22 protein-coding genes and 1 pseudogene are annotated in these 23,027 nt (G+C 42.7%); 13 read left to right on the plus strand and 10 right to left on the minus strand.

What is annotated here, in order from left to right; all coding sequences use genetic code 11:
* Positions 1 to 190: 190 nt before the first annotated feature.
* Entirely contained in the window at positions 191 to 478 is a 288-nt protein-coding gene (locus LHL20_RS12220; protein WP_202262494.1) for a hypothetical protein, read from the plus strand.
* Positions 479 to 502: 24 nt separating this feature from the next.
* Here LHL20_RS12220 and LHL20_RS21070 read toward each other — a convergent pair whose 3' ends face one another.
* Positions 503 to 700, minus strand: coding sequence for an FG-GAP repeat protein (locus LHL20_RS21070; protein ID WP_264180917.1), 198 nt, complete (start codon positions 698 to 700; stop codon positions 503 to 505).
* Positions 701 to 823 (minus strand): annotated as a pseudogene (locus LHL20_RS21075) (hypothetical protein); the annotation flags it as partial.
* 421 nt (positions 824 to 1,244) lie between these two features.
* On the opposite strand from LHL20_RS21075, the gene pspA reads away from it, so the two are divergent.
* The 8 genes from pspA (at position 1,245) to LHL20_RS12265 (ending at position 8,892) form a co-directional block, all read left to right on the plus strand.
* The gene (gene pspA, locus LHL20_RS12230) at positions 1,245 to 1,913 is read left to right on the plus strand and encodes a phage shock protein PspA (protein ID WP_202262492.1); all 669 of its coding nucleotides are present in this window, start codon (positions 1,245 to 1,247) and stop codon (positions 1,911 to 1,913) included.
* Between the two features lie 63 nt (positions 1,914 to 1,976).
* Positions 1,977 to 2,177, plus strand: a complete 201-nt coding sequence (locus tag LHL20_RS12235) for a PspC domain-containing protein (protein WP_226433502.1) — start codon at positions 1,977 to 1,979, stop codon at positions 2,175 to 2,177.
* Complete coding sequence (locus LHL20_RS12240; RefSeq protein WP_226433503.1) at positions 2,177 to 2,539, plus strand: hypothetical protein; 363 nt, start codon at positions 2,177 to 2,179, stop codon at positions 2,537 to 2,539. The genes LHL20_RS12235 and LHL20_RS12240 overlap by 1 nt, the downstream gene beginning before the upstream one ends.
* Before the next feature lie 153 nt (positions 2,540 to 2,692).
* Complete coding sequence (locus LHL20_RS12245; RefSeq protein WP_202262491.1) at positions 2,693 to 3,685, plus strand: DUF2333 family protein; 993 nt, start codon at positions 2,693 to 2,695, stop codon at positions 3,683 to 3,685.
* A gap of 3 nt (positions 3,686 to 3,688) precedes the next feature.
* Positions 3,689 to 4,444: a TIGR04219 family outer membrane beta-barrel protein gene (locus tag LHL20_RS12250; RefSeq protein WP_159627861.1), complete on the plus strand. Its 756-nt coding sequence runs from the start codon at positions 3,689 to 3,691 to the stop codon at positions 4,442 to 4,444.
* Positions 4,445 to 4,611: 167 nt separating this feature from the next.
* The gene (locus tag LHL20_RS12255) at positions 4,612 to 6,435 is read left to right on the plus strand and encodes an assimilatory sulfite reductase (NADPH) flavoprotein subunit (protein ID WP_226433504.1); all 1,824 of its coding nucleotides are present in this window, start codon (positions 4,612 to 4,614) and stop codon (positions 6,433 to 6,435) included.
* Positions 6,435 to 8,156 (plus strand): assimilatory sulfite reductase (NADPH) hemoprotein subunit, encoded by a 1,722-nt coding sequence (gene cysI, locus LHL20_RS12260; protein ID WP_226433505.1) that lies wholly within the window; start codon positions 6,435 to 6,437, stop codon positions 8,154 to 8,156. Before LHL20_RS12255 ends, cysI begins: the two co-directional genes overlap by 1 nt.
* Complete coding sequence (locus tag LHL20_RS12265) at positions 8,146 to 8,892, plus strand: phosphoadenylyl-sulfate reductase (protein WP_226433506.1); 747 nt, start codon at positions 8,146 to 8,148, stop codon at positions 8,890 to 8,892. Before cysI ends, LHL20_RS12265 begins: the two co-directional genes overlap by 11 nt.
* 11 nt (positions 8,893 to 8,903) lie before the next feature.
* Here the strand turns inward: LHL20_RS12265 and LHL20_RS12270 are convergent, their stop codons facing one another.
* Complete coding sequence (locus LHL20_RS12270) at positions 8,904 to 9,809, minus strand: TIGR03899 family protein (protein ID WP_226433507.1); 906 nt, start codon at positions 9,807 to 9,809, stop codon at positions 8,904 to 8,906.
* Between the two features lie 138 nt (positions 9,810 to 9,947).
* Between LHL20_RS12270 and LHL20_RS12275 the strand changes: the two genes are divergently transcribed.
* Positions 9,948 to 12,173, plus strand: a complete 2,226-nt coding sequence (locus LHL20_RS12275) for a bifunctional diguanylate cyclase/phosphodiesterase (protein ID WP_226433508.1) — start codon at positions 9,948 to 9,950, stop codon at positions 12,171 to 12,173.
* Here the strand turns inward: LHL20_RS12275 and LHL20_RS12280 are convergent.
* The gene (locus LHL20_RS12280) at positions 12,170 to 12,736 is read right to left on the minus strand and encodes a uracil-DNA glycosylase family protein (protein ID WP_226433509.1); all 567 of its coding nucleotides are present in this window, start codon (positions 12,734 to 12,736) and stop codon (positions 12,170 to 12,172) included. The two genes, LHL20_RS12275 and LHL20_RS12280, sit on opposite strands and share 4 nt — an antisense overlap.
* Positions 12,737 to 12,870: 134 nt before the next feature.
* Between LHL20_RS12280 and LHL20_RS12285 the strand changes: the two genes are divergently transcribed.
* Positions 12,871 to 13,176 carry a pyridine nucleotide transhydrogenase gene (locus tag LHL20_RS12285; RefSeq protein WP_159627875.1) on the plus strand — a complete coding sequence of 102 codons (306 nt, stop codon included), beginning with the start codon at positions 12,871 to 12,873 and terminating at the stop codon, positions 13,174 to 13,176.
* A 51-nt stretch (positions 13,177 to 13,227) separates the two neighbouring features.
* On the opposite strand, the gene sthA is transcribed toward LHL20_RS12285, so the two are convergent.
* The 4 genes from sthA to LHL20_RS21190 form a co-directional block, all read right to left on the minus strand.
* Entirely contained in the window at positions 13,228 to 14,649 is a 1,422-nt protein-coding gene (gene sthA, locus LHL20_RS12290) for a Si-specific NAD(P)(+) transhydrogenase (RefSeq protein WP_226433510.1), read from the minus strand.
* A 184-nt stretch (positions 14,650 to 14,833) separates the two neighbouring features.
* Positions 14,834 to 15,961 (minus strand): acyl-CoA desaturase, encoded by a 1,128-nt coding sequence (locus tag LHL20_RS12295; protein WP_202262484.1) that lies wholly within the window; start codon positions 15,959 to 15,961, stop codon positions 14,834 to 14,836.
* 149 nt (positions 15,962 to 16,110) lie between these two features.
* Complete coding sequence (locus LHL20_RS12300; protein ID WP_226433511.1) at positions 16,111 to 17,055, minus strand: alpha/beta fold hydrolase; 945 nt, start codon at positions 17,053 to 17,055, stop codon at positions 16,111 to 16,113.
* An 11-nt stretch (positions 17,056 to 17,066) separates the two neighbouring features.
* Positions 17,067 to 18,431 (minus strand): DsbA family protein, encoded by a 1,365-nt coding sequence (locus tag LHL20_RS21190; RefSeq protein ID WP_226433512.1) that lies wholly within the window; start codon positions 18,429 to 18,431, stop codon positions 17,067 to 17,069.
* 221 nt (positions 18,432 to 18,652) lie between these two features.
* On the opposite strand from LHL20_RS21190, the gene fabR reads away from it, so the two are divergent.
* The gene (gene fabR / locus LHL20_RS12310; protein WP_159627885.1) at positions 18,653 to 19,255 is read left to right on the plus strand and encodes an HTH-type transcriptional repressor FabR; all 603 of its coding nucleotides are present in this window, start codon (positions 18,653 to 18,655) and stop codon (positions 19,253 to 19,255) included.
* 112 nt (positions 19,256 to 19,367) lie between these two features.
* Here fabR and trmA read toward each other — a convergent pair whose 3' ends face one another.
* Positions 19,368 to 20,462 carry a tRNA (uridine(54)-C5)-methyltransferase TrmA gene (trmA, locus tag LHL20_RS12315; protein WP_226433513.1) on the minus strand — a complete coding sequence of 365 codons (1,095 nt, stop codon included), beginning with the start codon at positions 20,460 to 20,462 and terminating at the stop codon, positions 19,368 to 19,370.
* Between the two features lie 202 nt (positions 20,463 to 20,664).
* On the opposite strand from trmA, the gene LHL20_RS12320 reads away from it, so the two are divergent.
* Positions 20,665 to 21,981, plus strand: coding sequence for a DUF5610 domain-containing protein (locus LHL20_RS12320; RefSeq protein WP_226433514.1), 1,317 nt, complete (start codon positions 20,665 to 20,667; stop codon positions 21,979 to 21,981).
* 73 nt (positions 21,982 to 22,054) lie between these two features.
* Here LHL20_RS12320 and LHL20_RS12325 read toward each other — a convergent pair whose 3' ends face one another.
* Positions 22,055 to 22,519: an RNA recognition motif domain-containing protein gene (locus tag LHL20_RS12325; protein ID WP_202262479.1), complete on the minus strand. Its 465-nt coding sequence runs from the start codon at positions 22,517 to 22,519 to the stop codon at positions 22,055 to 22,057.
* Positions 22,520 to 23,027: the final 508 nt, after the last annotated feature.

Consider the following 23,027-nt stretch of genomic DNA (forward strand, 5'->3'; position numbering starts at 1 on the left):
ATTAGTGCTTTTGACTAAAGTTTAATATTTGTACTATTGGCTCATTTCTCTCGCTGGCAATTTTATTTTTAATAAATTCTTTTAAAACAACATCTTAACGATTTGTTTTGATGTTGGCACGTCTCTCGCTAACTACTAAGTATCGCAACGACAACGTGTTGTTGCACTGACTTAACGTTCGAGGGAAACTATGAAAACTTCACTAATTGCAGCGACTTTACTTTCAGCAAGCATGATGAGCAGCGCAGTGAGCGCGCAAGAGTCAGTGCTTCAAACATTATTAACTGACATGGTAACAACAGCGGTTTCAGTTACTGCAAATGAGATAAGCGCAGACGTTTATCAAACTGTTGCCAATACGTCTTATCACTTCGAATTAGACGGCAAAAATAGCGGCAAGTCAGGTAGCGTAAGCGTAACAGACTTGGTAGTGAGTACTGACGCAGCGGGCTCATCAAATGAAGAAGATGCCGACTAACATCATTGTTGTAACAAAAGCGCCTTAGGGCGCTTTTTTTACATCTAGTATATAAGCTGCTCCTGATTCAGCGCCATTGTCATCCTTATGCGGCGTACCTACAATGGCCATGTGATCATACAAGGCTACATTCCAGCCGAACCTATCATTTTCTGATGCATCACTCGCTACTGTCTTGAACTTAAAGCGCCATTGTCCATTTTGCTTTTCATATATGTACAACGCGCCTTGATTAACTGCGCTTACGTCGCTGTGCATAGCACTAATTATTGCCGTACTACTTGTTAATGCAACGCCACGACCAAATCGGTCATCGGGATGACCATCAGGTGCAGTGATTTTATCTGTCTGTTTCCATGCGCCATTACCTTTTCATTCCTTGATTAGAAAGCAAACACACTAGTGGGTATAGCGCACTCCGACAATTCAGAGTCGATGAAATGAAAAATTTCAAAGATGGTTACAGCTCGTCCTTAGATGTAATGGCACTTTATTTACTCATGCTTAGGTGAAAAGACCGCTAATTCACAGTAGTGGTCAAATTCACAAAGTCAGTGGTTAAAAATACCAATTATTAGGTTTAGCTTGTTTTTAATTTACCTCTGCAAAAGTGATTTTTTGAAAAAATGCATATAAAACAATTGTTTAATATTTTGGCACGTTGATTGTAATAGTAATAGGGAATCCAGTAGGAAATCCAGCGAAGCACAATATGACAGTGGTACAGGGCTGGTAACCAAATAACATTCTTAACGGAGAAATAATCATGGGTATGTTTTCGCGTATTAACGATATTGTTCAAGCCAACATCAACGCAATGCTAGATAAGGCTGAGGATCCGGAAAAAATCATTCGTTTGATTATTCAGGAAATGGAAGAAACCTTGGTAGAAGTGCGAACTGATGCTGCGCGATATATCGCGCAACAAAAAACATTAGCGCGCCACATCGATGCAGCAACAAAAGAAATTAATGGTTGGCAAGATAAAGCCCAGCTTGCCATGAATAGCGACAAAGAAACCCTGGCTAAAGCTGCGCTTATCGAAAAACAAAAGTACGTTGCAAAGCTCGCGTCACTTGAAGAGCAGCAAAAACATTTATCGGAGACGGTTGAGAAAATCCAGCAAGATACTTCGCGTCTTAATAGCAAACTAGCTGAAGCAAAGGCGAAACAGAAAACACTGGTGCAGCGCAAAAATTCAGCGCAGACCCGTCTTAAAGTGAAGCAAGCAGACCATGAAAGCAAGATTGATGATGCGATGACGCGTTTTGAAAATTACGAGCAACGTATCGATTATCTAGAAGCACAAGTTGATGCTTACGATTTGACGAAAACAAACGAAGCTACGTCACTGCAAGCTCAGTTTGATGCAATGGAAGCCGATGAGGCAATCGAGAAAGAATTGGCTGAACTTAAAAAGAATAAGGTCGCTTAAGCGACCTTACCCCAGCCAGTGTAAATCGCATTTAGCAAAGTACAGAATAGAGCGGAGAAAATCATGAAAATGCCAACACAAAAACGTATGTATAGAGATTTAGATTCAGGCGTTATCTCGGGTGTTTGTGCAGGAGTTGCACGCTACTTTGATATAGACGCGATATGGGTAAGAGCTGCGGCAGTGGTAAGCCTGTTCGTCGCTACCCCAATTACACTGGTTGCCTATATCGCTGCCGTTATTCTTCTGCCGAGGATGGGCTAATGAAAAATTTCTTGATCGCAGTGGTTATCGCCATTGTTCTTGTAAACTGCTTAGGCAATTTAGTAGACAGCTGGTTAGGAATGCATATCGTCATGGCCGATGAATTGTTGGACCCTTGGGAAAACATAGCAGTATTATCACTTATCGGTGTGGTTCTGGTTGTGGTGGGCTTTGTCGTGGCAGTGAGCGTATTAGGAACTATTGTGCTTGGTTTGGGTGCGGGCTTACTAGCACTGTTTGTTGTAGGCGTCAGCGCGTTTTGGCCCATTATCATTATTGGTATTGCGCTTTATGCCCTGAAAAACCGTAACTCTGCACAGTATAAGCAGCGAAATAGTCACAATATGCACCATACTTTATAGAAAACATAAGCCAAATTAAGTTGTGTTTACGTAGTAAAAGATGATGTTATAGACGCAGCCGTCATAAAGGTTTCGCATTTTTCAGGTAGAGTAAAAAATCATATAGCTGGTGAACGCCGGCTATATGTCATTTAAAAGGAAGGTTGGTGTGATATGAGACAATCAATTAACGCAAAATGGATCGCGATTTTCACTGCGGTAATATTGGTCGTATTCTGGATTATTGGTTGGTATTGGAGTTTTTCACCCGATACGTATGACGTGAGAGAGCGTTTACAGAAAAACTCGTCAATTGAAAATCCAACGAAGATTGCTGGCTACACATTAACCACAACAATGATTGATGTATCAGAAACCTTGCTCGACAAACCGGGTGGTTATCTTTCTAATGACGTTACACCACCGGGACTTTTCTTAGATAACATGCCGGCTTGGGAGTTTGGTGCGCTTGAAATGGTGCGTGACCTGGCATTATCAATGCGCAAAGACTTCAGCCGTTCTCAATCACAGTCAATTGAAAACCCTTATCTTACCAAAGCACATCCCAAATTTAATATGGACCACAAAAGCTGGGCGTTACCCTCTTCAGAGTCCAGTTACGCCGAAGGTATCGCGTTGTTAAAACAATATCGCGACGAGCTTGCTAGTACGCGTAATTCTGACAGTCAGTTCTATACACGTGCCGATAACTTGCGCGAATGGCTTAAACAAGTAGAAAAGCGGTTAGGTAGCTATTCACAAAGGCTTAGTGCCAGCGTAGGATCTGCTCGCATTAATACCGACCTTGCTGGTGACGCCAACGCAAGACAATCTTCACCGGTAGCCAGTCAGCGTGTTGTAAAAACAAGCTGGTGGAAATTAGATGATAACTTCTATGAAGCGCGCGGCGCTACATGGGCACTACTGCACTTTTTAAAAGCAGTAGAGATTGAGTTTTACGATGTGCTAGAAGATAAAAATGCATTGGTGAGTCTGCAGCAAATTATTAGAGAGCTAGAGGCTACTCAACAAACGGTATATAGCCCAATGATTTTAAATGGAAGCGGTTTTGGTATGTTAGCTAATCACTCGTTAGTAATGGCAAACTATATTTCTCGAGCAAATGCCGCTTTAATTGAACTTTCTGAACTGCTCAATCAAGGATAATTAATGAAAAAAGGTCTATTAGCTGCAGCATTAGGTTGCGCATTAGTGTCAACGGCATCTCAAGCTGACACCATTGCAGGTGTATATGTAGGTGCACAAATGTGGCAAACCGATACATCTGGTGGATTTGCTGATAGCAGTAGTACAGCAGACTTTAATTTTGATGATGAAACAAATACTGCGCTTTATATCGCTTTTGAACACCCAGTGCCTTTTGTTCCAAATATTAAAATTAGCCATGCGACATTGGATAACTCTGGCTCTACGGTATTGAACACCAATTTTACCTTTGATGGTGAGTTGTACACTGCAAACAGTGAAGTGAATACAGATGTGGAAATTGATTCAACCGATTTCATTATGTATTACGAGTTGTTTGACAACGACCTCGTTAGCTTCGACTTAGGCATAAATGCCAAGTACATCGATGGTTCTCTAGCGGTTGCAGACAGGTCCAGCAGCACATCGGGGTCTGCGGAGTTCTCTGGTATTATTCCAATGGCATACTCGAAGGTGCAATTGGGCTTGCCGTTCACTGGGCTTTCTGCCTACTTTGAAGGTAGCTATCTGTCATTTGATGATCACGAGTTAAGCGACTATCAAGCTGCAGTGCAGTATTCATTTATCGAAAGTATTGCGATAGACATGACGCTGCAAGTCGGTTACCGAAGCGTTACAGTAGACATTGAAGATCTTGACGATGTATATGCAGATATGGAGTTTGACGGCGTTTTCGCAGGATTAGAACTTCACTTCTAGACTATTTCTACGTATAGAAGAATAGGCGTGACTGAGTTTCAGTTCACGCCTTTTTTATTTCAATATCGCTTTTAAGCACTTTCCGTAATAAAAAAGTTTCATTTATTCTTTTCTCTTCTTGAAGAAAGTCGTTAGCCTTAGCGCCATTGATAAAAGGCTAAAAGACTATGTCACAAGATTCTAATTCGAACTCAGCGCCAGGCGCCGTATTAAACGAACAACAATGGAATGCAATTACGCAGGCCATTGCGGGGTTAAATCGTGATCAACTTACTTGGGTAAGTGGATATGCTGCGGGTATGGCGGCAGCGCAAGGTGGTGCAGTAGCACCAATTATGCAAGCGCAAGCTGCGTCTGCAGGTGATGCGCCAACATTGACCATTTTGTATGGTTCACAAACTGGTAATGCAAAAGGTGTGGCAGCACAGTGCCAAGCAAAAGCAGAAGAAGCAGGGTTTAATAGCAAGCTCGTTAGCATGGCAGACTACAAGCCACGCAACTTGAAAGGTGAAACCCACGTTGCTGTTTTCGTTAGTACGCATGGTGAAGGCGATGCGCCTGATGATGCTATTGAATTGCATGAATTTTTAGCGGGCAAAAAAGCGCCTAAGCTCACTAATACAAAATATGCTGTTTTAGGCTTAGGTGATAGCAGCTATGAGTTTTTCTGCCAAACAGGTAAAGACTTTGATGAGCGCTTGGGCAAGCTTGGCGGTAAAGCCATTGTAGAACGCCTCGATTGTGACGTTGACTATGAAGCTGAAGCCGAAGCATGGCTAAGCAAACTTATTGAGTCGCTTAAAGAAGATTTTAGTGCTGCGTCAGCGCCAGCAGTTGCAGCGCAAACCGGCGCAGCTGTTCACGGTGTTGCTACGCAGACGTACACCAAAAAAGCCCCGTTTAAAGCGTCTCTCATCGAGTCATTGAAGATAACAGGGCGCGACTCTGTAAAAGACATACGCCATATCGAAATTAGTCTTGAAAATTCTGGCATAACGTACCAGCCGGGTGATGCACTTGGTGTATGGTTCAAAAACGCACCATCACTGGTATCTGAGCTTATTAGTCTACTTTCTTTAGACGGCAACGCCGAAGTGGTTGTGGCTGAATCAAGTATGCCTTTGTCTGAAGCACTGACTTCAAAACTTGAGCTTACGTTAAGTTACCCTAATTTTATTAAGTCTTACCAAGCTGCTACAGGCTCTGAAAGTCTAGCGGCATTAGTGGAAGACAAAGCGCAGCTTCGTACTTATATGGCTGAACGTCAGATAATTGATATTGTGCGCGACCATCCAGGCTCGTTGACTGCTCAGCAGTTAGTTGATTCACTGCGCCCGCTAACGCCGCGTTTGTATTCAATTGCATCAAGCCAAGCGGAAGTGGAAGAAGAAGTCCACCTAACTGTAGCACACGTTGATTATGAAGCTTTTGGTCATCGCCATCAGGGTGGTGCATCGGGTTTCTTGTGCGAATACCTTGAAGAAAACGGTGAAGTGGATGTGTTTGTAGAAAACAACGACAACTTCCGTTTGCCTGCAGATCCAAATACCCCAGTTATTATGGTTGGTCCAGGCACAGGTATAGCGCCATTTAGAGCCTTCATGCAAGAGCGCGACGCTCAAGACGCAGAAGGCAAAAACTGGTTGTTCTTTGGAAATCCACACTTTACGCAAGACTTCTTGTACCAAGTAGAGTGGCAGGGGTATGTGAAAGACGGCCTGCTGGACAAAATTACATTGGCATTCTCACGTGACCAAGAAGAAAAGGTATACGTTCAACATCGTTTATTAGAAAACGGCAAAGAAGTATACGAATGGCTTGAGCAAGGTGCACATTTCTATGTTTGTGGTGATGCAATGCACATGGCAAAAGATGTAGAAAATGCCTTAATTACTATTGTTCAAGAGCACGGCGGAAAATCTGAAGCTGATGCTAAAGCCTATATTGTTGAGTTGCGTAAAGCGAAACGTTATCAGAAGGATGTCTATTAATGAGTAACGAAAAATCACCATTTATCGTTGAAGGCAAACTGGCTGACAACGAACGTCTTAAGCGTGAGAGTAATAACTTACGTGGTACTATTGAAGCCGATTTAAAAGATGATCTTACCGGCGGATTTACGGCGGATAATTTCCAGCTAATTCGTTTCCACGGTATGTACCAGCAGGACGACCGCGATATTCGCGCAGAGCGCGCTAAACAAAAATTAGAGCCATTGCACAATGTCATGCTTCGTGCGCGTTTGCCTGGCGGTGTTATCACGCCTGATCAATGGTTAGCAATCGATAAATTTGCAGCAGATCACTCTATTTATGGCAGTATTCGTTTAACAACGCGCCAAACATTTCAGTTTCACGGTGTGTTGAAGCCAAAAATTAAGTCGATGCACCAAATGTTAAATAAAGTTGGTATCGATTCAATTGCCACAGCAGGTGACGTTAACCGAAACGTGCTATGTACTTCGAACCCTGTTGAGTCTGCACTTCACGTTGAAGCATTTGAGTGGGCTAAAAAGATTAGTGAGCATTTGCTTCCTAAAACCCGCGCCTATGCTGAAATTTGGCTAGACGGCGAAAAAGTGGAGACCACCGAAAAGCCTGTTGAGCCCATTTTAGGTGATAACTATTTGCCACGTAAGTTTAAAACTACCGTGGTTATTCCGCCGCAAAACGACGTAGACGTACATGCTAACGATTTGAACTTTGTAGCCATTGCCGAGAACGGCAAGCTAGTGGGCTTCAATGTCCTTGTGGGTGGCGGTCTTGCGATGACACACGGTGACAAGAGCACGTATCCGCGTAAAGCCAGCGACTTCGGTTTCATTGGACTAGAAAACACCCTAGATGTTGCAGCGGCGGTTGTTACCACCCAGCGCGATTGGGGTAATCGTGTCAATCGTAAAAACGCAAAGACAAAGTACACACTTGAACGTGTTGGTGTGGACAACTTTAAAGCCGAAGTTGAAAAGCGCGCTGGTGTAACGTTCCAAGAAAGTCGTCCTTACGAATTCACTGGGCGCGGTGATCGCATTGGTTGGGTAGAAGGTATCGACGGCAAATATCATCTTACTGTCTTTATCGAAAATGGTCGTATTTTGGATTACCCAAATAAGACCTTGAAAACAGGTTGCGCAGAGATTGCCAAAATCCACAAAGGCGACTTCCGTTTGACGGCAAACCAGAACCTGATTATTGCAGGCGTAGCACCTGAAGATAAAGACACTATCGAGTCTTTAGCAAGACAGCACGGTTTGATTGCGCCAGAGATTTCTAATCAGCGCCTTGACTCAATGGCATGCGTAGCATTACCTACATGTCCGCTAGCTATGGCAGAAGCAGAGCGTTACTTGCCTGATGCGGTAACCGAACTTGAGGGGTTATTGGCGAAACACGGTTTAGAGCAAGACAGCGTGATCTTTCGTGTAACCGGTTGTCCAAACGGCTGCGGTCGCGCCATGTTGTCAGAAGTAGGCTTAGTGGGTAAAGGTCCAGGTAAATACAACCTTCATTTAGGTGGTAACAGGGAAGGTACACGTATTCCACGTATGTACCGTGAAAATATTAGTGAGCAAGAAATCATGGCAGAACTTGATACGCTTTTAGGCCAATGGGCGAAAGAGCGTAATGATGGTGAAGCCTTTGGTGATTTTGTCATTCGCGCTGGTATCGTTAAACCAGTAGTAGACTCCGCACGGGATTTCTATGACGCATAATACAGCTACATCGCAGCAACCATTGTCACTTGATATCAGCAAAGAAGCGTTAGCCGATATCAATGAAACGTTGGAAACTATGACGGCGCAAGAGCGAGTTGCTTGGGCGCTGGAAAACTTGCCGGACACGCACATTGTCTCATCGAGCTTTGGCGCGCAGTCAGCAGTGATGCTGCATATGCTGACGCAAGCACAACCGGATATTCCGGTTGTGCTTACCGATACTGGCTACCTATTCCCTGAAACGTACAAATTTATTGATGAGTTGGTTCAAAAACTGAATCTTAACTTACATGTTTATCGAGCAGATATGTCTTCAGCGTGGCAAGAAGCGCGATTCGGCCGTTTGTGGGAAAAGGGTATAGACGGTATCGAACAGTACAACAAACTGAACAAAGTCGAGCCGATGCAACGCGCATTGTCTGAGCTTAAGGCAGGAACCTGGTTTGCGGGCTTACGTCGCAGTCAGTCAGACACGCGAGGAAAACTTCCTGTGCTTCAAAAGGTAGGAAAGCAGTTTAAGTTGTATCCTATTATTGATTGGAGCAATAAAGATCTTCACTACTACTTAAAAGAGAACAACCTTGAGTACCACCCATTATGGGAGCAAGGATATGTTTCTATCGGTGATTGGCACACAACGCAATCACTGCAAGAAGGTATGAGTGAGCAAGATACCCGTTTCTTCGGCTTGAAACGTGAATGTGGACTTCACGAATTTGGTGACGGAATTTAAGGTTTAACAACCTAGGCAATACTGAATACTTCGCCCAGAACTGTTTTTAGGGCCGCTAAATACGGTTCATCGGGCGACTTTCCTACAAGGGTATATAACTCGCTCCCCACAGGTGTAAATTTATAATACACCAACGCGACACCCGATGTCTGACACGTGAGATCAATGGTGTCATTGACAAAACGCAGAGAGACTTTCTGGCCTTCTGTATACTCGCCACTCTCAATTTCACTCGCATAAATGAGTTTCATTTCTTGTAATGACAACAAGTCAGGGTAGCTCAGTCCAATCGATGCTAAGTTCACATGTTCAGGCACGGGGCGTTTCAAAAAGGAAAAAAGCCCTTTTCTTCTGTGAAACCCCACTAAAATTCGCGGCACGGGATCATTATTTCTTTTACTTGCCACGCTTACCGCTTTACTGAAAATCTTCGCATCGCGATGGGTGAGGGTCTTCAAAAGCTGTAAGGTGCGCAACGAAAAGCTACCGGGACGTGCTACTTCTACAGCAAAAATTTTTCCCCATAATTCCTGCATAGGCGGGCTGTAAATCTCTTCAGCCATAGTGCTAAAAGCAAAAAACCAATCTGGGTCGAGATTCTCTGTAGTTTGTTCGTTGATTGTTACATTTAGTGCTATATTTAGGACAGCTTGAAGGTTAGTGGCCTTTTGTGTTTCAAGGATTTGCTTTCTGCGTTCGATAGCATGTCTTTGCTTTTTCGGATCGGGCGACAACATCGAAGGGCTAATACCAACGCGCGCGAACCACGACAGCATTCGTTGGCGGCTAACGTCTACCTTGGCATTGACGGTGCTTCGCTCTGTGGGTATGTTGTCTGTAGTGTTTGGTTTAGCTTTTTCCTCAGGTGTTGGTGTCTTATTTACCTGTTGGGAAAAATGCTGTGGCGTAATCTTCATATAAATGTGTTTATTGATAAATCTAACGGCACTAGGGGAGCACTATTGCATTGCGTAACCCAATTATCAATGTAATCGTTGCCTTTATACAATGAGTAGCGCATTCTAGTATTGTATATGTTGAGGAAATAAGTGGTAATGTCGGCAATGGATTACGATAATGACGAACTCATCTTCTTAGACGATGATGGTTCAACTGACGAACAAGTACTTCTAGGCAAAGACTGGAACATCCTTATTGTTGATGATGATGAAGAAATTCATACCGTCACCCGCCTTGCTTTGTCTGATCTGGTGGTCAATGATCGCAAGCTTAATTTCATCCATGCCTATTCAGGTAAACAAGCCAAGGAATTACTGCACGAATATGGTAATAGTATTGCCATTATCTTACTTGATGTAGTGATGGAAACCGATGATGCCGGTTTTGAAGTGGTCAAGTACATTCGCGAAGATATAAAGCTATTTGAGCCTCGCATAATTTTACGTACTGGCCAGCCCGGTTATGCGCCGGAAGAGCAAGTCATCAAAGTTTACGACATTAATGACTATAAGACGAAAACAGAGCTCACAAGAGCCAAGTTACTTACCACAATTATTGCCTCTCTGCGTTCTTATCAGCAAATCATTACCATAAGTCAAAATCGCGCCGGTTTAGAAAAAATCATTACGTCGTCAGCTAATTTGTTTGAAGAGCATTCGGTTAAAGCGTTTTGTGAAGGTGTCGTTACACAAATAAGTTCGCTTATAGGACTGGATTCAGAAGGCTTACTTTGTGCCAGAGCGGGCTCATTGATTGACCGTGAAGATGAAGATGTTTATGTGCTTGGCGCTGCCGGTGAGTATGCAAAGTACATTAACAAGCCTATTGAAGAGCTACAGAAAGACGAAATTGCAGATAACGTGTCACGCTGCTTACGCCTCAAAAAACACATTTTTGAGGCTGGGTTCTCGGTTTTATTTATTAGCCGGGCAGGCTTTGAAGCCGCAGTCTACGTTCGCCAAACACACGAAATCAGTGACCTTGACCGCGATTTATTAGAAGTGTTTTTATCAAGCATTTCCGTTGGCTACGAAAACGTAAATCTATTCCATGAATTGAGAAATGCAGCATTTAGAGATTGGCTAACGCGTTTACCTAACCGAAATGAATTTATTAATATGCTCGATAAACCCCATATCTTTGCATGCGAAGATTGCTGCGTGGCGCTTGTCGATGTAAATCACTTTTCTGATATTAACGATGGACTAGGTCAGGAGGTCGGGAACGATCTGTTACGCGCAATAAGCGACCGTTTTCAAACCGCGTTTGGTGATGACGTTAAAAAAGGGCGAATTGGTGCCGATGTCTTTGGTCTTATAGGGCCAGCAACCTCAGTTTCGCCTGATTCAATCAATGAGATATTTGAATCTTCATTTCAAGTTGGGGATCACACGTTACCTGTTAATGTAACGCTGGGTTTATGCAAGCTCGATAACAAGCGTAATATCGGTATAGAAATTCTCAAGCGAACTAATATCGCGCTTAATCGTGCTAAGAAGAACTTAACCGATAATTTTGAGTATTACGCGAAGGATATTGAAGATCAAACTACGTGGCGACTAGATATGATTAGGCGTTTGCGTAACGATTTTGCTGCACGCAAGCTCGAACTGTGGTTTCAACCTCAAGTAGATTTACTGAGTGAAAAAGTAGTGGGAATGGAGGGGTTATTGCGCTGGCCTGACGGTGACGGCGGCTATATTTCACCCGCAGTATTTGTTCCTTTGGCTGAATACTCTGGCTTGATTGTTGATATAGGTGAGTGGGTATTAGAAGAATCCTGCCGCAGGCTACAGCAACTACGAGAGCTAGATTATGGTCATTTGCGTGTTGCAGTGAATATTTCTATTCCACAATTCAGAGATCGTTTATTTGTCGATAAAGTTAAGCATGCTTTGTCTACCGCTAATTGCGATCCAAGCTTGTTAGAACTGGAGATCACTGAAAGTGTGGTAATGGACGAACCACAAATTGTGATTGATGCACTTAGAGCATTAAAAGAATTTGGTGTGAAAATCGCGATTGATGATTTTGGCACAGGCTTCTCATCCATGAGTTACCTACAACAATTACCACTGGATCGTTTAAAAGTCGATCGTTCGTTTGTTAAGGACATCAAGCCCGGTGCAAGTGCAGTTCTTGCTGAAACAATCGTGACATTGGGCAACAAATTGGGATTGTTAACTATTGCAGAAGGCGTTGAAAAACGCGAGCAAGCAAGTTACATGATTAAATTGGGATGCGATGAAGCACAAGGGTATCTATATGCTAAACCAATGCCCTTTGACGATCTGCTAGAATTATTGAAAGAGCAAGATTAACGGCGTAATGCCTCGGCTACGCGCTGTTGCAGCCGAGGAACGACATTATTTTCAAACCACGGGTTCTTATCTAGCCATCGGTTGTTTCGTCCCGATGGATGAGGAAGTACATATTCGTTGGACTTATTGTGTTTTACCGCTTCTGTTAGTGTTTTGTACTCTTTGACGTAATATTGTTGCGCATAACGGCCGACGTAAAGTGTAAGTACTGGTTTTAAGTGTGTGAGAATAGAAGGGTGCCAAGTAGGCGCACAACGTTTGATTGGCGGTGCATCAGCGCCGTCAATTAAGCCCGGAAAGCAGAGCCCCATTGGTAGAATAGCGACATTCTCAGGTTGGTAAAATAATTCAGCACTGATCCCCATCCAATGGCGTAGACGCTCACCGCTTAAGTCGTCGAATGGCTTTTCATTTTTATGGGCTTTTAAGCCTGGTGCTTGACCAATAATAAGGATCTTAGACTTATTATGTAGAGAAAAAATTGGACGCGGCGCATAGGGTAGTGTGTCACTACATAGAGTGCAAGCCTTGATATTTTCTACTAAGTTTCCGAATTCAGACAATTTTTTTCCAAATCTCGTCAAATATTTCACACTGTCATACTTCTGTAACATTACTATGATCTGAATTGACTATCTCACGTATATACAGTATATTTACATTTAACAGTAATGTACTGTAACACAGGAGAAGAGACATGCGTAAAGTAGTACTTGGATTAGCATTATCAGCTGCATTTGGTATTGCGCATGCGGAATCTGGCAGTAACCAGCTTTTCGATTGCATGGATGCGAAAACATTCGAAATGAATAACCAATGTATGGCCGACCAAATCGGTAACAACATTCGTTTCCGTGATGCACAAGCAAAAATGATTGAAGTTGCTAGCGAGAGTCAAGGCGACTACGCCATTGCAACAATGACATTCGATCAAGAAAAAATGCACATTGATATCGTGGCTCATAAAGACGCGTTGAATGCGTTAGCTGCGAACCGTAACTAATAATATAGTTAGCTCAAAAGCCGGCGCTTGATGCCGGCTTTTTTGTGCCTGTTAAAAAATTCTATTTAAGCCATTAATAGCTGCAACACGATAAGCCTCAGCCATCGTTGGGTAGTTAAATGTGGTATTGACGAAGTAGTCAATCGTGTTGCCTTCGCCTTTTTGCTGCATAATTGCCTGACCGATATGTACGATCTCCGATGCACGCTCGCCAAAACAGTGGATCCCAAGGATCTCTTTGGTCTCTCTATGAAACAAAATTTTAAGACTACCTGTTTGAGTAGAGGCAATTTGTGCACGGGCTAAGTGTTTAAACTGGGCGCGGCCCACTTCATAAGGCACTTTTGCAGCCGTGAGTTCTTGTTCTGTTTTACCAACAGAGCTTATTTCAGGAATGGTGTAGATACCCGAAGGAATATCTGCGACCAGTGCGGCATGGGTTTTCTTGTCGAGCATCGCTTCGGCGGCAAAACGACCTTGATTATAGGCAGCTGATGCCAAGCTAGGGTAGCCAATTACATCGCCCACGGCATAGATATTATCGACCTCAGTTTGGTAGTTCTCATTAACGCTTAATTGCCCTCTGCTGTCTGCCTTAAGTCCTACGTTTTCAAGTTTAAGCGTATCGGTATTACCCGTTCGACCGTTTGCAAACAACAAACAATCTGCACGCATTCGCTTACCCGACGCTAGGTTAAGGATCACTGAATCGTCAGTTGCTTCCACCGATGAATAGGTTTCGTTATGGCGAATAAGCACGCCGTTATTCCACAGGTGATAACTCAACGCATCTGAAATTTCGGTATCTAGAAACGACAGTAAACGATCGCGCATATTCACCAAATCAACTTTTACGCCAAGTCCTCTAAATATACTGGCGTACTCAGAGCCGATAACCCCTGCACCGTAAATAATGATGGACTTAGGATCGTGATTTAACGACAAAATAGTGTCTGAGTTATAAATACGCGGGTGATTGAAGTCGATATCCTTCGGGCAATAAGGGCGAGAGCCCGTAGCAATGGCAATTTGCTCCGCAGTGACAGTATCTTTCGAACCGTCTTTTCGGGTGATTTCTAACGTATGGGCATCAACAAAGCTTGCTTCTCCGTGAAACAAGGTTACGCGATTGCGATCATAGAATGAGGAGCGCAGTCGAGTTTGGCTTTTAACAACACCACTGGCATGGCGCATAATGTCGGAAAACGTAAGACTCTTACTTAAATGGTTGTCAGCAAAAAGCGGCGACGTATTGTATTCAATTAAGCGACTAACGGAATGGCGCAGCGCTTTAGAGGGTATTGTACCCCAATGAGTACAGCCTCCTCCTACAGCGTCATAGCGCTCTACAATTGCAACTTTCTTTCCCGCTTTAGCGAGCTGCATTGCCACACCTTCACCGCCAGGGCCTGTTCCGATTACAATTGCATCATAATGGTATGACGGTGCTTTTGTTTTTTGCTTCGTTGCCATGTTTTTCCCAACTCGTTGTTTTTTATTTTAGATAAGCGTGTACCAAGCAAAACTTAGCACGCTCTTATCATAGTATTACCTGACTACCACAGTAATTCCAACCGACTCTAGTCGTAGATAATAAAAAACCACACGAGCCAAAGGCTGGTGTGGTTTTTTTACGTGCACTGTTGACTACATTGGCTTATGCCATTTGCAAAGACAAGGTTTGCAGTTGTAACCATTTTTCTTTTTGAACTGCAAACGCGTGCTTTAGTTCCTTGTACTTATAAGCTAGCTCTAATCCCTCAATACTGCGCTTCAACGTTTTTTGCTTAATACGCATTACCCGTTTCTTTGTTGAGTAGTAGTCGCTCATACGCTGCATAAGTAAGTCGTATTCTTGCTGAATGGTATGCATCAACTCTTCAGCATTTGGTAATACAGAGACTTGCTCGCTAGCACGCTGAAGTTGCATAGCGGCCAATGCTTTTTCGATACGTTCTTCAGGTACCTTGCGAAGATTACGAGTTAACCCAAAATAAGAAAGGCCTTTAATCAACCACTTGGTTGGATCAAACTGATACCAACGAATCCCGTTGCGATAGTCATACTCAAAGATATGGTGATAGTTATGGTAGCCTTCACCAAAGGTAAAGAATGCTAGAACACCATTATCTCTTGCGGTGTTCTTGTCGGTATAAGGTTGACTACCCCAAAAATGGGCAAGTGAATTGATAAAGAAGGTGACATGATGAACCAATACCAAACGAAGAACACCTGCAATTAAAATCATGCCAAGCACATCACCATTTAGATATCCTAGCAATCCAGTAATACCGAAATTAGCCGCCAGAACGATAGGGAGATAATGATTGTGTTGCCACATTACGACCTTGTCTTTTTGTAGGTCTTTGCAGTTGCTGTAATCATCATAGCGTTTCGCTTGATATTCACGCAGCATCCACCCTATGTGAGCGAACCATAACCCCTTTTTGGCTGAGTAGGGATCTTTGTCATTGTCATCAACGTGACGATGGTGAATGCGGTGATCTGACGACCAGTGCAAAATACTATTTTGCAGTGCCATGGCACCGCCGATTGCGAGTATGACGCGTACCACAACATTGGCATCATAAGTTTTGTGTGACCACAAGCGATGGTAGCCAGCAGTGATAGACATACCTGTAAAGTAAAATAGGAATATAGCAGCGCCAATTTCGGCCCAATCAATACCTTGATATGCCACCCAAAGTGGAACACCAATAAATGCAATCGCGCCAGATATCAAAAATACCAGCACGTTAGTCAAAATAAGAGGAGGTTTTTTCATTTTATACAACTTGGCTTACAACTGTTCGCTAATTTATCGTTTTACGGAAGTTCAGGCAAGCAAAACCAAGATAAGTTCTGCTTACATGTGTAAAGTTTAATTATAGATTATGCCGGCAAATTCGCGTCGACATTTGAAGTGAAAATCGCTTATTGCTTGTTTATAAAAGAGATGATTGTTTCGCTAACGGCTTCAGGTGCTTCCATTTGAGGGTAATGCCCAACATTTGCGAGGCGAACAATATTTTTGCTTGAGACTAATGTCTCATACCGCTCTACCATGTGCTCTCCTGATATGGGATCCGCACTACCGTTGATAATGTGTATTGGACAAACGGCGTGTGTTAACGCCTCTAACCACCGCTCTCTATAATATTTGCGTTGTGTCATATATCCGATGAGTTTATGGAAAACCTGCTTTCCTTGGTTGAAATTAATAAGCTGCCACATTTCCTCTAGTTCCTGAATACTTGGTTGAGTATCGTTTCCGAAGACAGATCGCATATTGCTATCAACGCTTTTTTTGCTGATCAACTTAGCAACATAGAAGCCCAGAGGAGAATTCAGCAAAGTTTGAATAAATTTAGGTCGATGAGTTTCAGGAAAGAGTCCGCCGTTGAGGAGTGTCGCGCTTTGTATAGTAAGTCCTTCATCATTGTGATGAATGTGGGCGTGTCGATAAAGTAACTCTTGCGCAACAGAATCACCGTAGTCATGGGCGATGATATGACATTGCGTTATATTAAGGTGCTTTAACAGTGCTTCGAAAACATTCGCTTGGTTGTGAATTGAATAGTCATACTCGATTGGTTTTTCAGAAAAGCCAAATCCAAGCATATCAAGTGTAATCACTCTAAAGTGCTGACACAGTGAAGGCCATATTTTGTGCCAGTCCCAGCTAGCGGTAGGGAATCCATGTATTAAAACTACTGTTGGAGCAACCTGCAAATTATTGGGATGAATCTTTTTTACACCCAATTCACTGTATTTACTGTCTTGATAAAAAATATTCATTTCGCAGTAAGGAAACGTTTGTCCAGTTTGCTGCCACTGCTCAATGGATAAATTGGATGCAATATACTTTGTGCTATTCATTTTGACAGTTCTTAATCTAGTTGATGAATTGAGACCGGCGATGTTCTCATTGTGTCTCGTAATTCTCTCTCAATGACAAACATTCTGTCCTGACCCCACACCATCGTGTTTTTATAGCGAAAAATCGGTACACCCCAATTACCAAAGGCGTACATTTCTTGTTGATTTGATACCACTTCCTCTTTCCACTGACTGTCGCTTAAGTGACATTTTGCTTCGGTCCAATTTAATCCCGCTTGTTCAACAATACGTTTCATTCCCTCATTTGTGTCTGCCCTAATGCCTTTGGCATTAACGCCATGAGCAAATGCCAAAAGGAATTCAAGGTAGCGTCCTTGTTCGCGAGCAAAACGCAAAAGGGAGTAACAACGCTCAACGCCAGAGCCTAAGGGATCTGCGACAAAACCGTATTCAATGCCCAATTTTCGAGCTTCTCGTGTGGTATCTAAGAATATATAAAGGGCTTTCTTTTTAGGGACATCTAGTCCCCTCATCATCATAGGTAGGACAGGCTTTACGTTAAGTGGTACACCATACGCGTTGGCAAGGTATATGGCCTTGTAAAGTGCGATATAGGAATAAGGACTGCGTGCTGACCAAAACAGTTCAATAGGGGGGACGTTTTCCACTTTTACAGAGGGTAGTGCGGCGTTATGTATTATTGAGCTTTGAATATTCAAATAACTGCGGTCGAAAACAACGTGGATAGTAGGTAGTTTTCCTAGATTCTCGTGTAACAAACGCTCTTCCAAATGGCAAAGGCGATCTACACCCCAATACCACTCCCCCTCAAAATAGAGGGTCGCAGGTAGGTAGTGCCCTTGCTGTGATAGGGAATTACTATTTTCTTTGAGCTTTATTTTGAGGGCATCAGCGTTCTTTGATTGTTTCATCTGACGATATGGCTCGTTGGCATTGCGTGATTGCCAGTAATCTTCAAATATACGAAGTAACGCTTGCCAACTGTCTCCTCGGTCAATTCTATCTTGTAAATGTATTGCGTAGGCGTCGTAATGCGCTACATCAATCGCCGATGGTGACTTGTTGGGGTGTGGTAAAAATTTGAAGTGATAAAGAGAAGCCACATAATTTGCATCAACTAATGCGTGTTTTGCCCATAATTCTGGTTCGGGAAACATGTCTTCTTGCAATGAATAAATGACGTTAGCACTAAACTCGACATTAAAGCGCTTTTCTATACTGGGGAGCGCCTGCACTAAAAGGTATGAATAGGGATCATCCACTTTCAGATAAACATTAATGCATGCCTTACGATTTGTAAGACGGCGTAGTAAGCGGTGAAATTTGCGCCGTCCATCTCGCAATACGTCACTTGATATCGCTCTTAGTAAGTAGGGTTGAATGACCTTTTTCACAATAAACTAGGCACAATACGCCCCTTGGTTATTTGACAGCAGACTCTATTCAACTACCGTATCACACTCTATTTTCAGTTCTTAACAAAATATTAACTTCGTCACGCCTTCATACCGTCAACATTTGCTTAAGCGAGAATTCACCTTCTTTGTTTCTTTGACGCATACTCTTACGATAGACTACAAAGTCTTATGCTAGGGCCTCTTAATATGGTGTAACTGTGAGCCGACAAGAACAGAAATTAAAAACCCGCCAAAATATCATCCACGCCGCTTTCTCTTTGCTTGATGAAAACCGAAGTCTTTCGGCAATTAGCTTAAGAGAAGTTGCTCGTGAAGCAGGTATTGCTCCTACGTCTTTCTATCGACACTTCAAAGATATGGATGAATTGGGGCTTACATTGGTCGACGAAGCTGGTTTAGCACTTCGACAATTGATGCGGCAGGCCAGGCGACGCATTGCATCTGGCGGCGGTGTTATTCATACCTCAGTAGAAACTTTCATGGAGTTTATCGCAGCTAATAAAAATGTATTTCGTTTATTATTGCGTGAGCACACAGGAACGTCCTCGGCGTATCGCCTAGCGGTTTTTCGAGAAATACAGCATTTTATTGATGAGCTCACCGACTATATTATTGAGCAACAAAGTGTGGAATATGCATGTGCGCAACTGCAAGCTGATGCGATGGTGAGACTTGTTTTCAGTGCGGGGGCTGAAGCACTGGAAGCTGACGATAAATTACGTGGTGAAATTGGTGAAAAAGTTAAAGCTCAACTGAGGTTTGTGCAGGTGGGCGCAACGACAACTGTAGGTAAGAAATAACGAGAGAGTGTTGATCTTTACCGCAAAAACTAAAGCGCAAAAACTAACACCCTCATGCAAAAGAGGCCGTTTTGGGCCTCTTTCGTATACTCTTTTACATAGAAGCCGTGCTCTATTTTCGGGACAACAGCACACCAGCTTCGACGTGATGTGTAAACGGGAATTGGTCGAATAACGCCGCTGCACTTATTTCGTGAGTTTCGCAAAGTAATTCAAGATTCTGTGCAAGCGTCTCGGGATTACATGAGATATATACAATGTTGTCGTAATCCTGAATCATTTTTAGTGATTCTACATCAAGGCCTGCGCGCGGAGGGTCGACAAGAACCGTTGTAAAGTTGTAATCCTTCAGTTCAATTCCTTCTAACCGACTAAACGTACGTTCGCCCTTCATGGCTTGTGTAAATTCTTCCGCGGCTAATCTAACAATTTTTACGTTATTCAGTTTGTTTTGTTCTATGTTGAACTGTGCAGCTTGAACTGACGGCTTCGCTATTTCAGTTCCAACCACATTGTCGAAATGAAGCGCCAAAGGAAGTGAGAAGTTTCCTGCGCCACAATACATTTCGAGTAGATCACCGGTAAGGGGGGTAACACAGTCAAGAGCCCATTCAATCATGCTGCAATTTACCGAAGCATTTGGTTGGGTAAAGCTATTTTCAATATGTTTGAAAATGAATGTTCTGTCTTTAATTGGTAATCGCTCAATAACGAAGTCATCACCTATAACGAGTTTCTGTTTACGAGCTCGGCCAATGATGTTTACTTTTTTAAACTCTGTTTCAAGTGTTTGCTTTAATACTCTTGCCTGCTGTTCCCATTCGTCGTCGAGTTGACGGTGATATAAGAGGCTAATTACCAATTCTCCTGAAAGCGCAGAAAGGTAATCTATCTGAAAAAGCTTTTTCCTTAAGACTTCTGATGGTCTTACGTGCTCCAGCAACGCGGTCATTGCGCGATTAATGGTCTCGCATGCTGGTGGAAAAGCGTCGACACGGTATTTTTCCTTTGTCTCTTGGTTGAACATGATGTGATATAGGTCGTCACCCTCATGCCAAACCCTAAATTCAGCACGCATACGGTAATGCGTAGGCTGGGAACTAAAAACCTCTAACTTTGGTGCATTAAACGGAGAAAGTAAGTCACCTAGGCGGGTAACTTTTTCGTCAAGCTGAGCTTGATAGTTTTTCAGATCTGGTGCGGTCATATTACTCTCTCCATCACGATTTCGTGGTTAACACCGTTGTTTTGTTTTGCAAGGTCGCGAATTGTAGTCCCTCACAAAATATGTGCAATGCTAAATGGCTTTATAAGCACTTTTATACAAGCAGGGATAAAAAAGGTGTATTAAAATTAAACAATCCTGATTCAGTGCCGATAATAAGAAAGAGGATAGTGAGGATCAAATTATGAACGTGGGTCAAATTAAAGCCTTTATGGGAGACCAAAAGGCTGAGCAAAAGGCATCAGTTCACCCGAATGAGGCGCTGAAAAAACAATTGCAACAAGATGGGTTGCAACAAGCTGCTGAGTTTTCAAAGCAACAAGCAGCGTCGGTGTCGGTATCAAGCAGTCAGACAAGTATTGGACTACGTGTTGTCAGTAGCAGTCTTAACCAAACACTTGAGATTGACGGCCAAAAACCACAGGAAACGAAGGACAAAGCGATTGAAGAAAAGTCGACCAGTTTGTTCGATTTTGAAAAAGTGGCGAGGAACGTTCTAAAGTTTGTGGGGGGAGTGATTCGAGGTGCGGCGAATGGTGGGGCTAGTGATGAAAATCTCACCGGATTATTTAGCCAAGCGAGAGAAGGTGTGAGTCGTGGCTTTGCTATGGCAGAAAAAGATCTTGCGGGGTTTATGAATGACGAAATTCAGCAGGGAATGACAAAAAGCCGTGACTTGATTGATACGGGCATTGACGACCTAGAAACAGACATTTTTGGTCGCAATGAAGCTACTGCAGTGTCATTAACGTCTTTAGAAGCAGTATCAGCGTCAGATGAAAAGTCAGGAAGCCTTCTAATCCGAACCAAAGATGGCGATGAGGTGACCTTTAGCTTTGAAAGTCTGCGGTCATTTCAGGCTTCGCAGCAATTGTCATTCACTGCACAAAATTCTGGTACGCAAAACGCGTCAGATGAAAACGGTGCACAAACAAGTAGTGATTCGCAATCGTTTACAGCTGAGCAAACCACTTCTTACCAATATTACGAAAGAAGCGGTATTAGTTTTTCGCTCAAAGGTGAATTGGATGAGGAAGAACTTCAATCAGTTGCGGATCTCGTTGGGCAAGTTCAGGATCTTGCAGATACGTTTTATAGTGGAGACATAGACAAAGCGTTTGAAGAAGCACTCAGTTTGGGCTTTGATGATAAGGAACTGGTTGGTTACGCGCTTCAACTGAACAGGACAACACAAACAGAAGTCCTAAAGACGTATGAAAATATTCAGCATTATAATGATGAGAAAAGTGACAAATCGCAATTTGGAAATGTTGTGAGTCCAATCTCGCAATACCTAGATAAAATGATGAGCACATTTTCCAATGTAGAAAGTACGTTATCTAGCAATGAAGATTACAATACCTTAATTGCGGGACTAATTAGTAAAATGGAAGACGTTCAGGTGCCTGACTTGGTATCGGCAATAAATAGATTTCATACCTTTAACCAAACTTTGTTGCAAGGACTTCCGCAAAGCACAGAGACAACTGCTAAATCATAATTAGGAAGAGTTTGTAAATATAAAAAAGCCCGGAACGAGTCCGGGCTTTTGTTTATATCAACATGAACATACCTTAAGCGTGTTCGACCTTATCTTTCGCTGGGCGTACTTTTAGCGTACGTTCTTGAAAGATGGAATCGTTAGTTTTATCAATGACGCTATTTAGATCGTCAGTGATCACTTCAATAAAACCATAGCCTTTACGCTTACCTGTTTTGCGATCCTTCATTAGGCGGACAGACTGTACTTCTATATAACTGCTAAAGTATTCCTTAACTGCACTCTCGTTTGCACGGTAAGGTAAATTACCTACGTAGAGTGTTTCAATGGAACCTTCTTGAGTGTTATCTCTGGCATCTGAGGAAGATGTGCTTTGAATAAGAGATGCTAGCCATGGTGTGACGATACCGCTAATGAGCAAAGCGGCGGACACGGTCAATGGAACGTGTACATTTAAACTAGCTGAAGAAAATAACAAATAACCTGCAATTGCAAAAATAGCGCTAATAACAGCGCATTGAATAAAGCCTACTTTCATATACCTACCTTTCTATTGTTTATTATGGGTTGGAGGCTGGTCATAGTTTACTCATTTGTAACAAATTGAACAATAAATTGTGAAAAAACTAGTCTAAAGGTGCATTTGATCACATGAAATGATGGAGAAATGAGCGGTTAACACTAAAATCGGGTTAAAATGCAAAAAAAGACAAATTAGCTGTTGATCTTTTCCAGTAGGTATCTATAATGCGCTCCACGTTCTGAGGGGGCTTCAAGCAAAAAGAAGTGTTCATAGAGCTAAGTGCGAAACCAAGTTTTCAAACAAATAAAAAGTTTAAAAACAAGGTTGACATCAAAAATAAACGATGTAAAATGCGCTTCCACTTCGAGAGAGGTGCTTCGCAGTCAAGAGTAACATCAAGCTGCGATGCAAGGAAACGAATCAACTGAGAGTAATGTTGGTCCTCCTTGCGCAGAAGTCATCTGCGATGATTCTGCACTTTGTTCTTTAAAAATTTAGACAAGACAATCTGTGTGGGCACTCG

The sequence above is a fragment of the Alteromonas sp. McT4-15 genome (assembly GCF_020515205.1).
Classification (GTDB): domain Bacteria; phylum Pseudomonadota; class Gammaproteobacteria; order Enterobacterales; family Alteromonadaceae; genus Alteromonas.

What these genes read in the sequence shown, in the direction of transcription:
- LHL20_RS12220 (WP_202262494.1), top strand. Translation starts at nt 191, where the DNA reads ATGAAAACTTCACTAATTGCAGCGACTTTACTTTCAGCAAGCATGATG.
- pspA (WP_202262492.1), top strand. Translation starts at nt 1,245, where the DNA reads ATGGGTATGTTTTCGCGTATTAACGATATTGTTCAAGCCAACATCAAC.
- LHL20_RS12235 (WP_226433502.1), top strand. Translation starts at nt 1,977, where the DNA reads ATGAAAATGCCAACACAAAAACGTATGTATAGAGATTTAGATTCAGGC.
- LHL20_RS12240 (WP_226433503.1), top strand. Translation starts at nt 2,177, where the DNA reads ATGAAAAATTTCTTGATCGCAGTGGTTATCGCCATTGTTCTTGTAAAC.
- LHL20_RS12245 (WP_202262491.1), top strand. Translation starts at nt 2,693, where the DNA reads ATGAGACAATCAATTAACGCAAAATGGATCGCGATTTTCACTGCGGTA.
- LHL20_RS12250 (WP_159627861.1), top strand. Translation starts at nt 3,689, where the DNA reads ATGAAAAAAGGTCTATTAGCTGCAGCATTAGGTTGCGCATTAGTGTCA.
- LHL20_RS12255 (WP_226433504.1), top strand. Translation starts at nt 4,612, where the DNA reads ATGTCACAAGATTCTAATTCGAACTCAGCGCCAGGCGCCGTATTAAAC.
- cysI (WP_226433505.1), top strand. Translation starts at nt 6,435, where the DNA reads ATGAGTAACGAAAAATCACCATTTATCGTTGAAGGCAAACTGGCTGAC.
- LHL20_RS12265 (WP_226433506.1), top strand. Translation starts at nt 8,146, where the DNA reads ATGACGCATAATACAGCTACATCGCAGCAACCATTGTCACTTGATATC.
- LHL20_RS12270 (WP_226433507.1), bottom strand. Translation starts at nt 9,809, where the DNA reads ATGAAGATTACGCCACAGCATTTTTCCCAACAGGTAAATAAGACACCA.
- LHL20_RS12275 (WP_226433508.1), top strand. Translation starts at nt 9,948, where the DNA reads ATGTCGGCAATGGATTACGATAATGACGAACTCATCTTCTTAGACGAT.
- LHL20_RS12285 (WP_159627875.1), top strand. Translation starts at nt 12,871, where the DNA reads ATGCGTAAAGTAGTACTTGGATTAGCATTATCAGCTGCATTTGGTATT.
- sthA (WP_226433510.1), bottom strand. Translation starts at nt 14,649, where the DNA reads ATGGCAACGAAGCAAAAAACAAAAGCACCGTCATACCATTATGATGCA.
- LHL20_RS12295 (WP_202262484.1), bottom strand. Translation starts at nt 15,961, where the DNA reads ATGAAAAAACCTCCTCTTATTTTGACTAACGTGCTGGTATTTTTGATA.
- LHL20_RS12300 (WP_226433511.1), bottom strand. Translation starts at nt 17,055, where the DNA reads ATGAATAGCACAAAGTATATTGCATCCAATTTATCCATTGAGCAGTGG.
- trmA (WP_226433513.1), bottom strand. Translation starts at nt 20,462, where the DNA reads ATGACCGCACCAGATCTGAAAAACTATCAAGCTCAGCTTGACGAAAAA.
- LHL20_RS12320 (WP_226433514.1), top strand. Translation starts at nt 20,665, where the DNA reads ATGAACGTGGGTCAAATTAAAGCCTTTATGGGAGACCAAAAGGCTGAG.
- LHL20_RS12325 (WP_202262479.1), bottom strand. Translation starts at nt 22,519, where the DNA reads ATGAAAGTAGGCTTTATTCAATGCGCTGTTATTAGCGCTATTTTTGCA.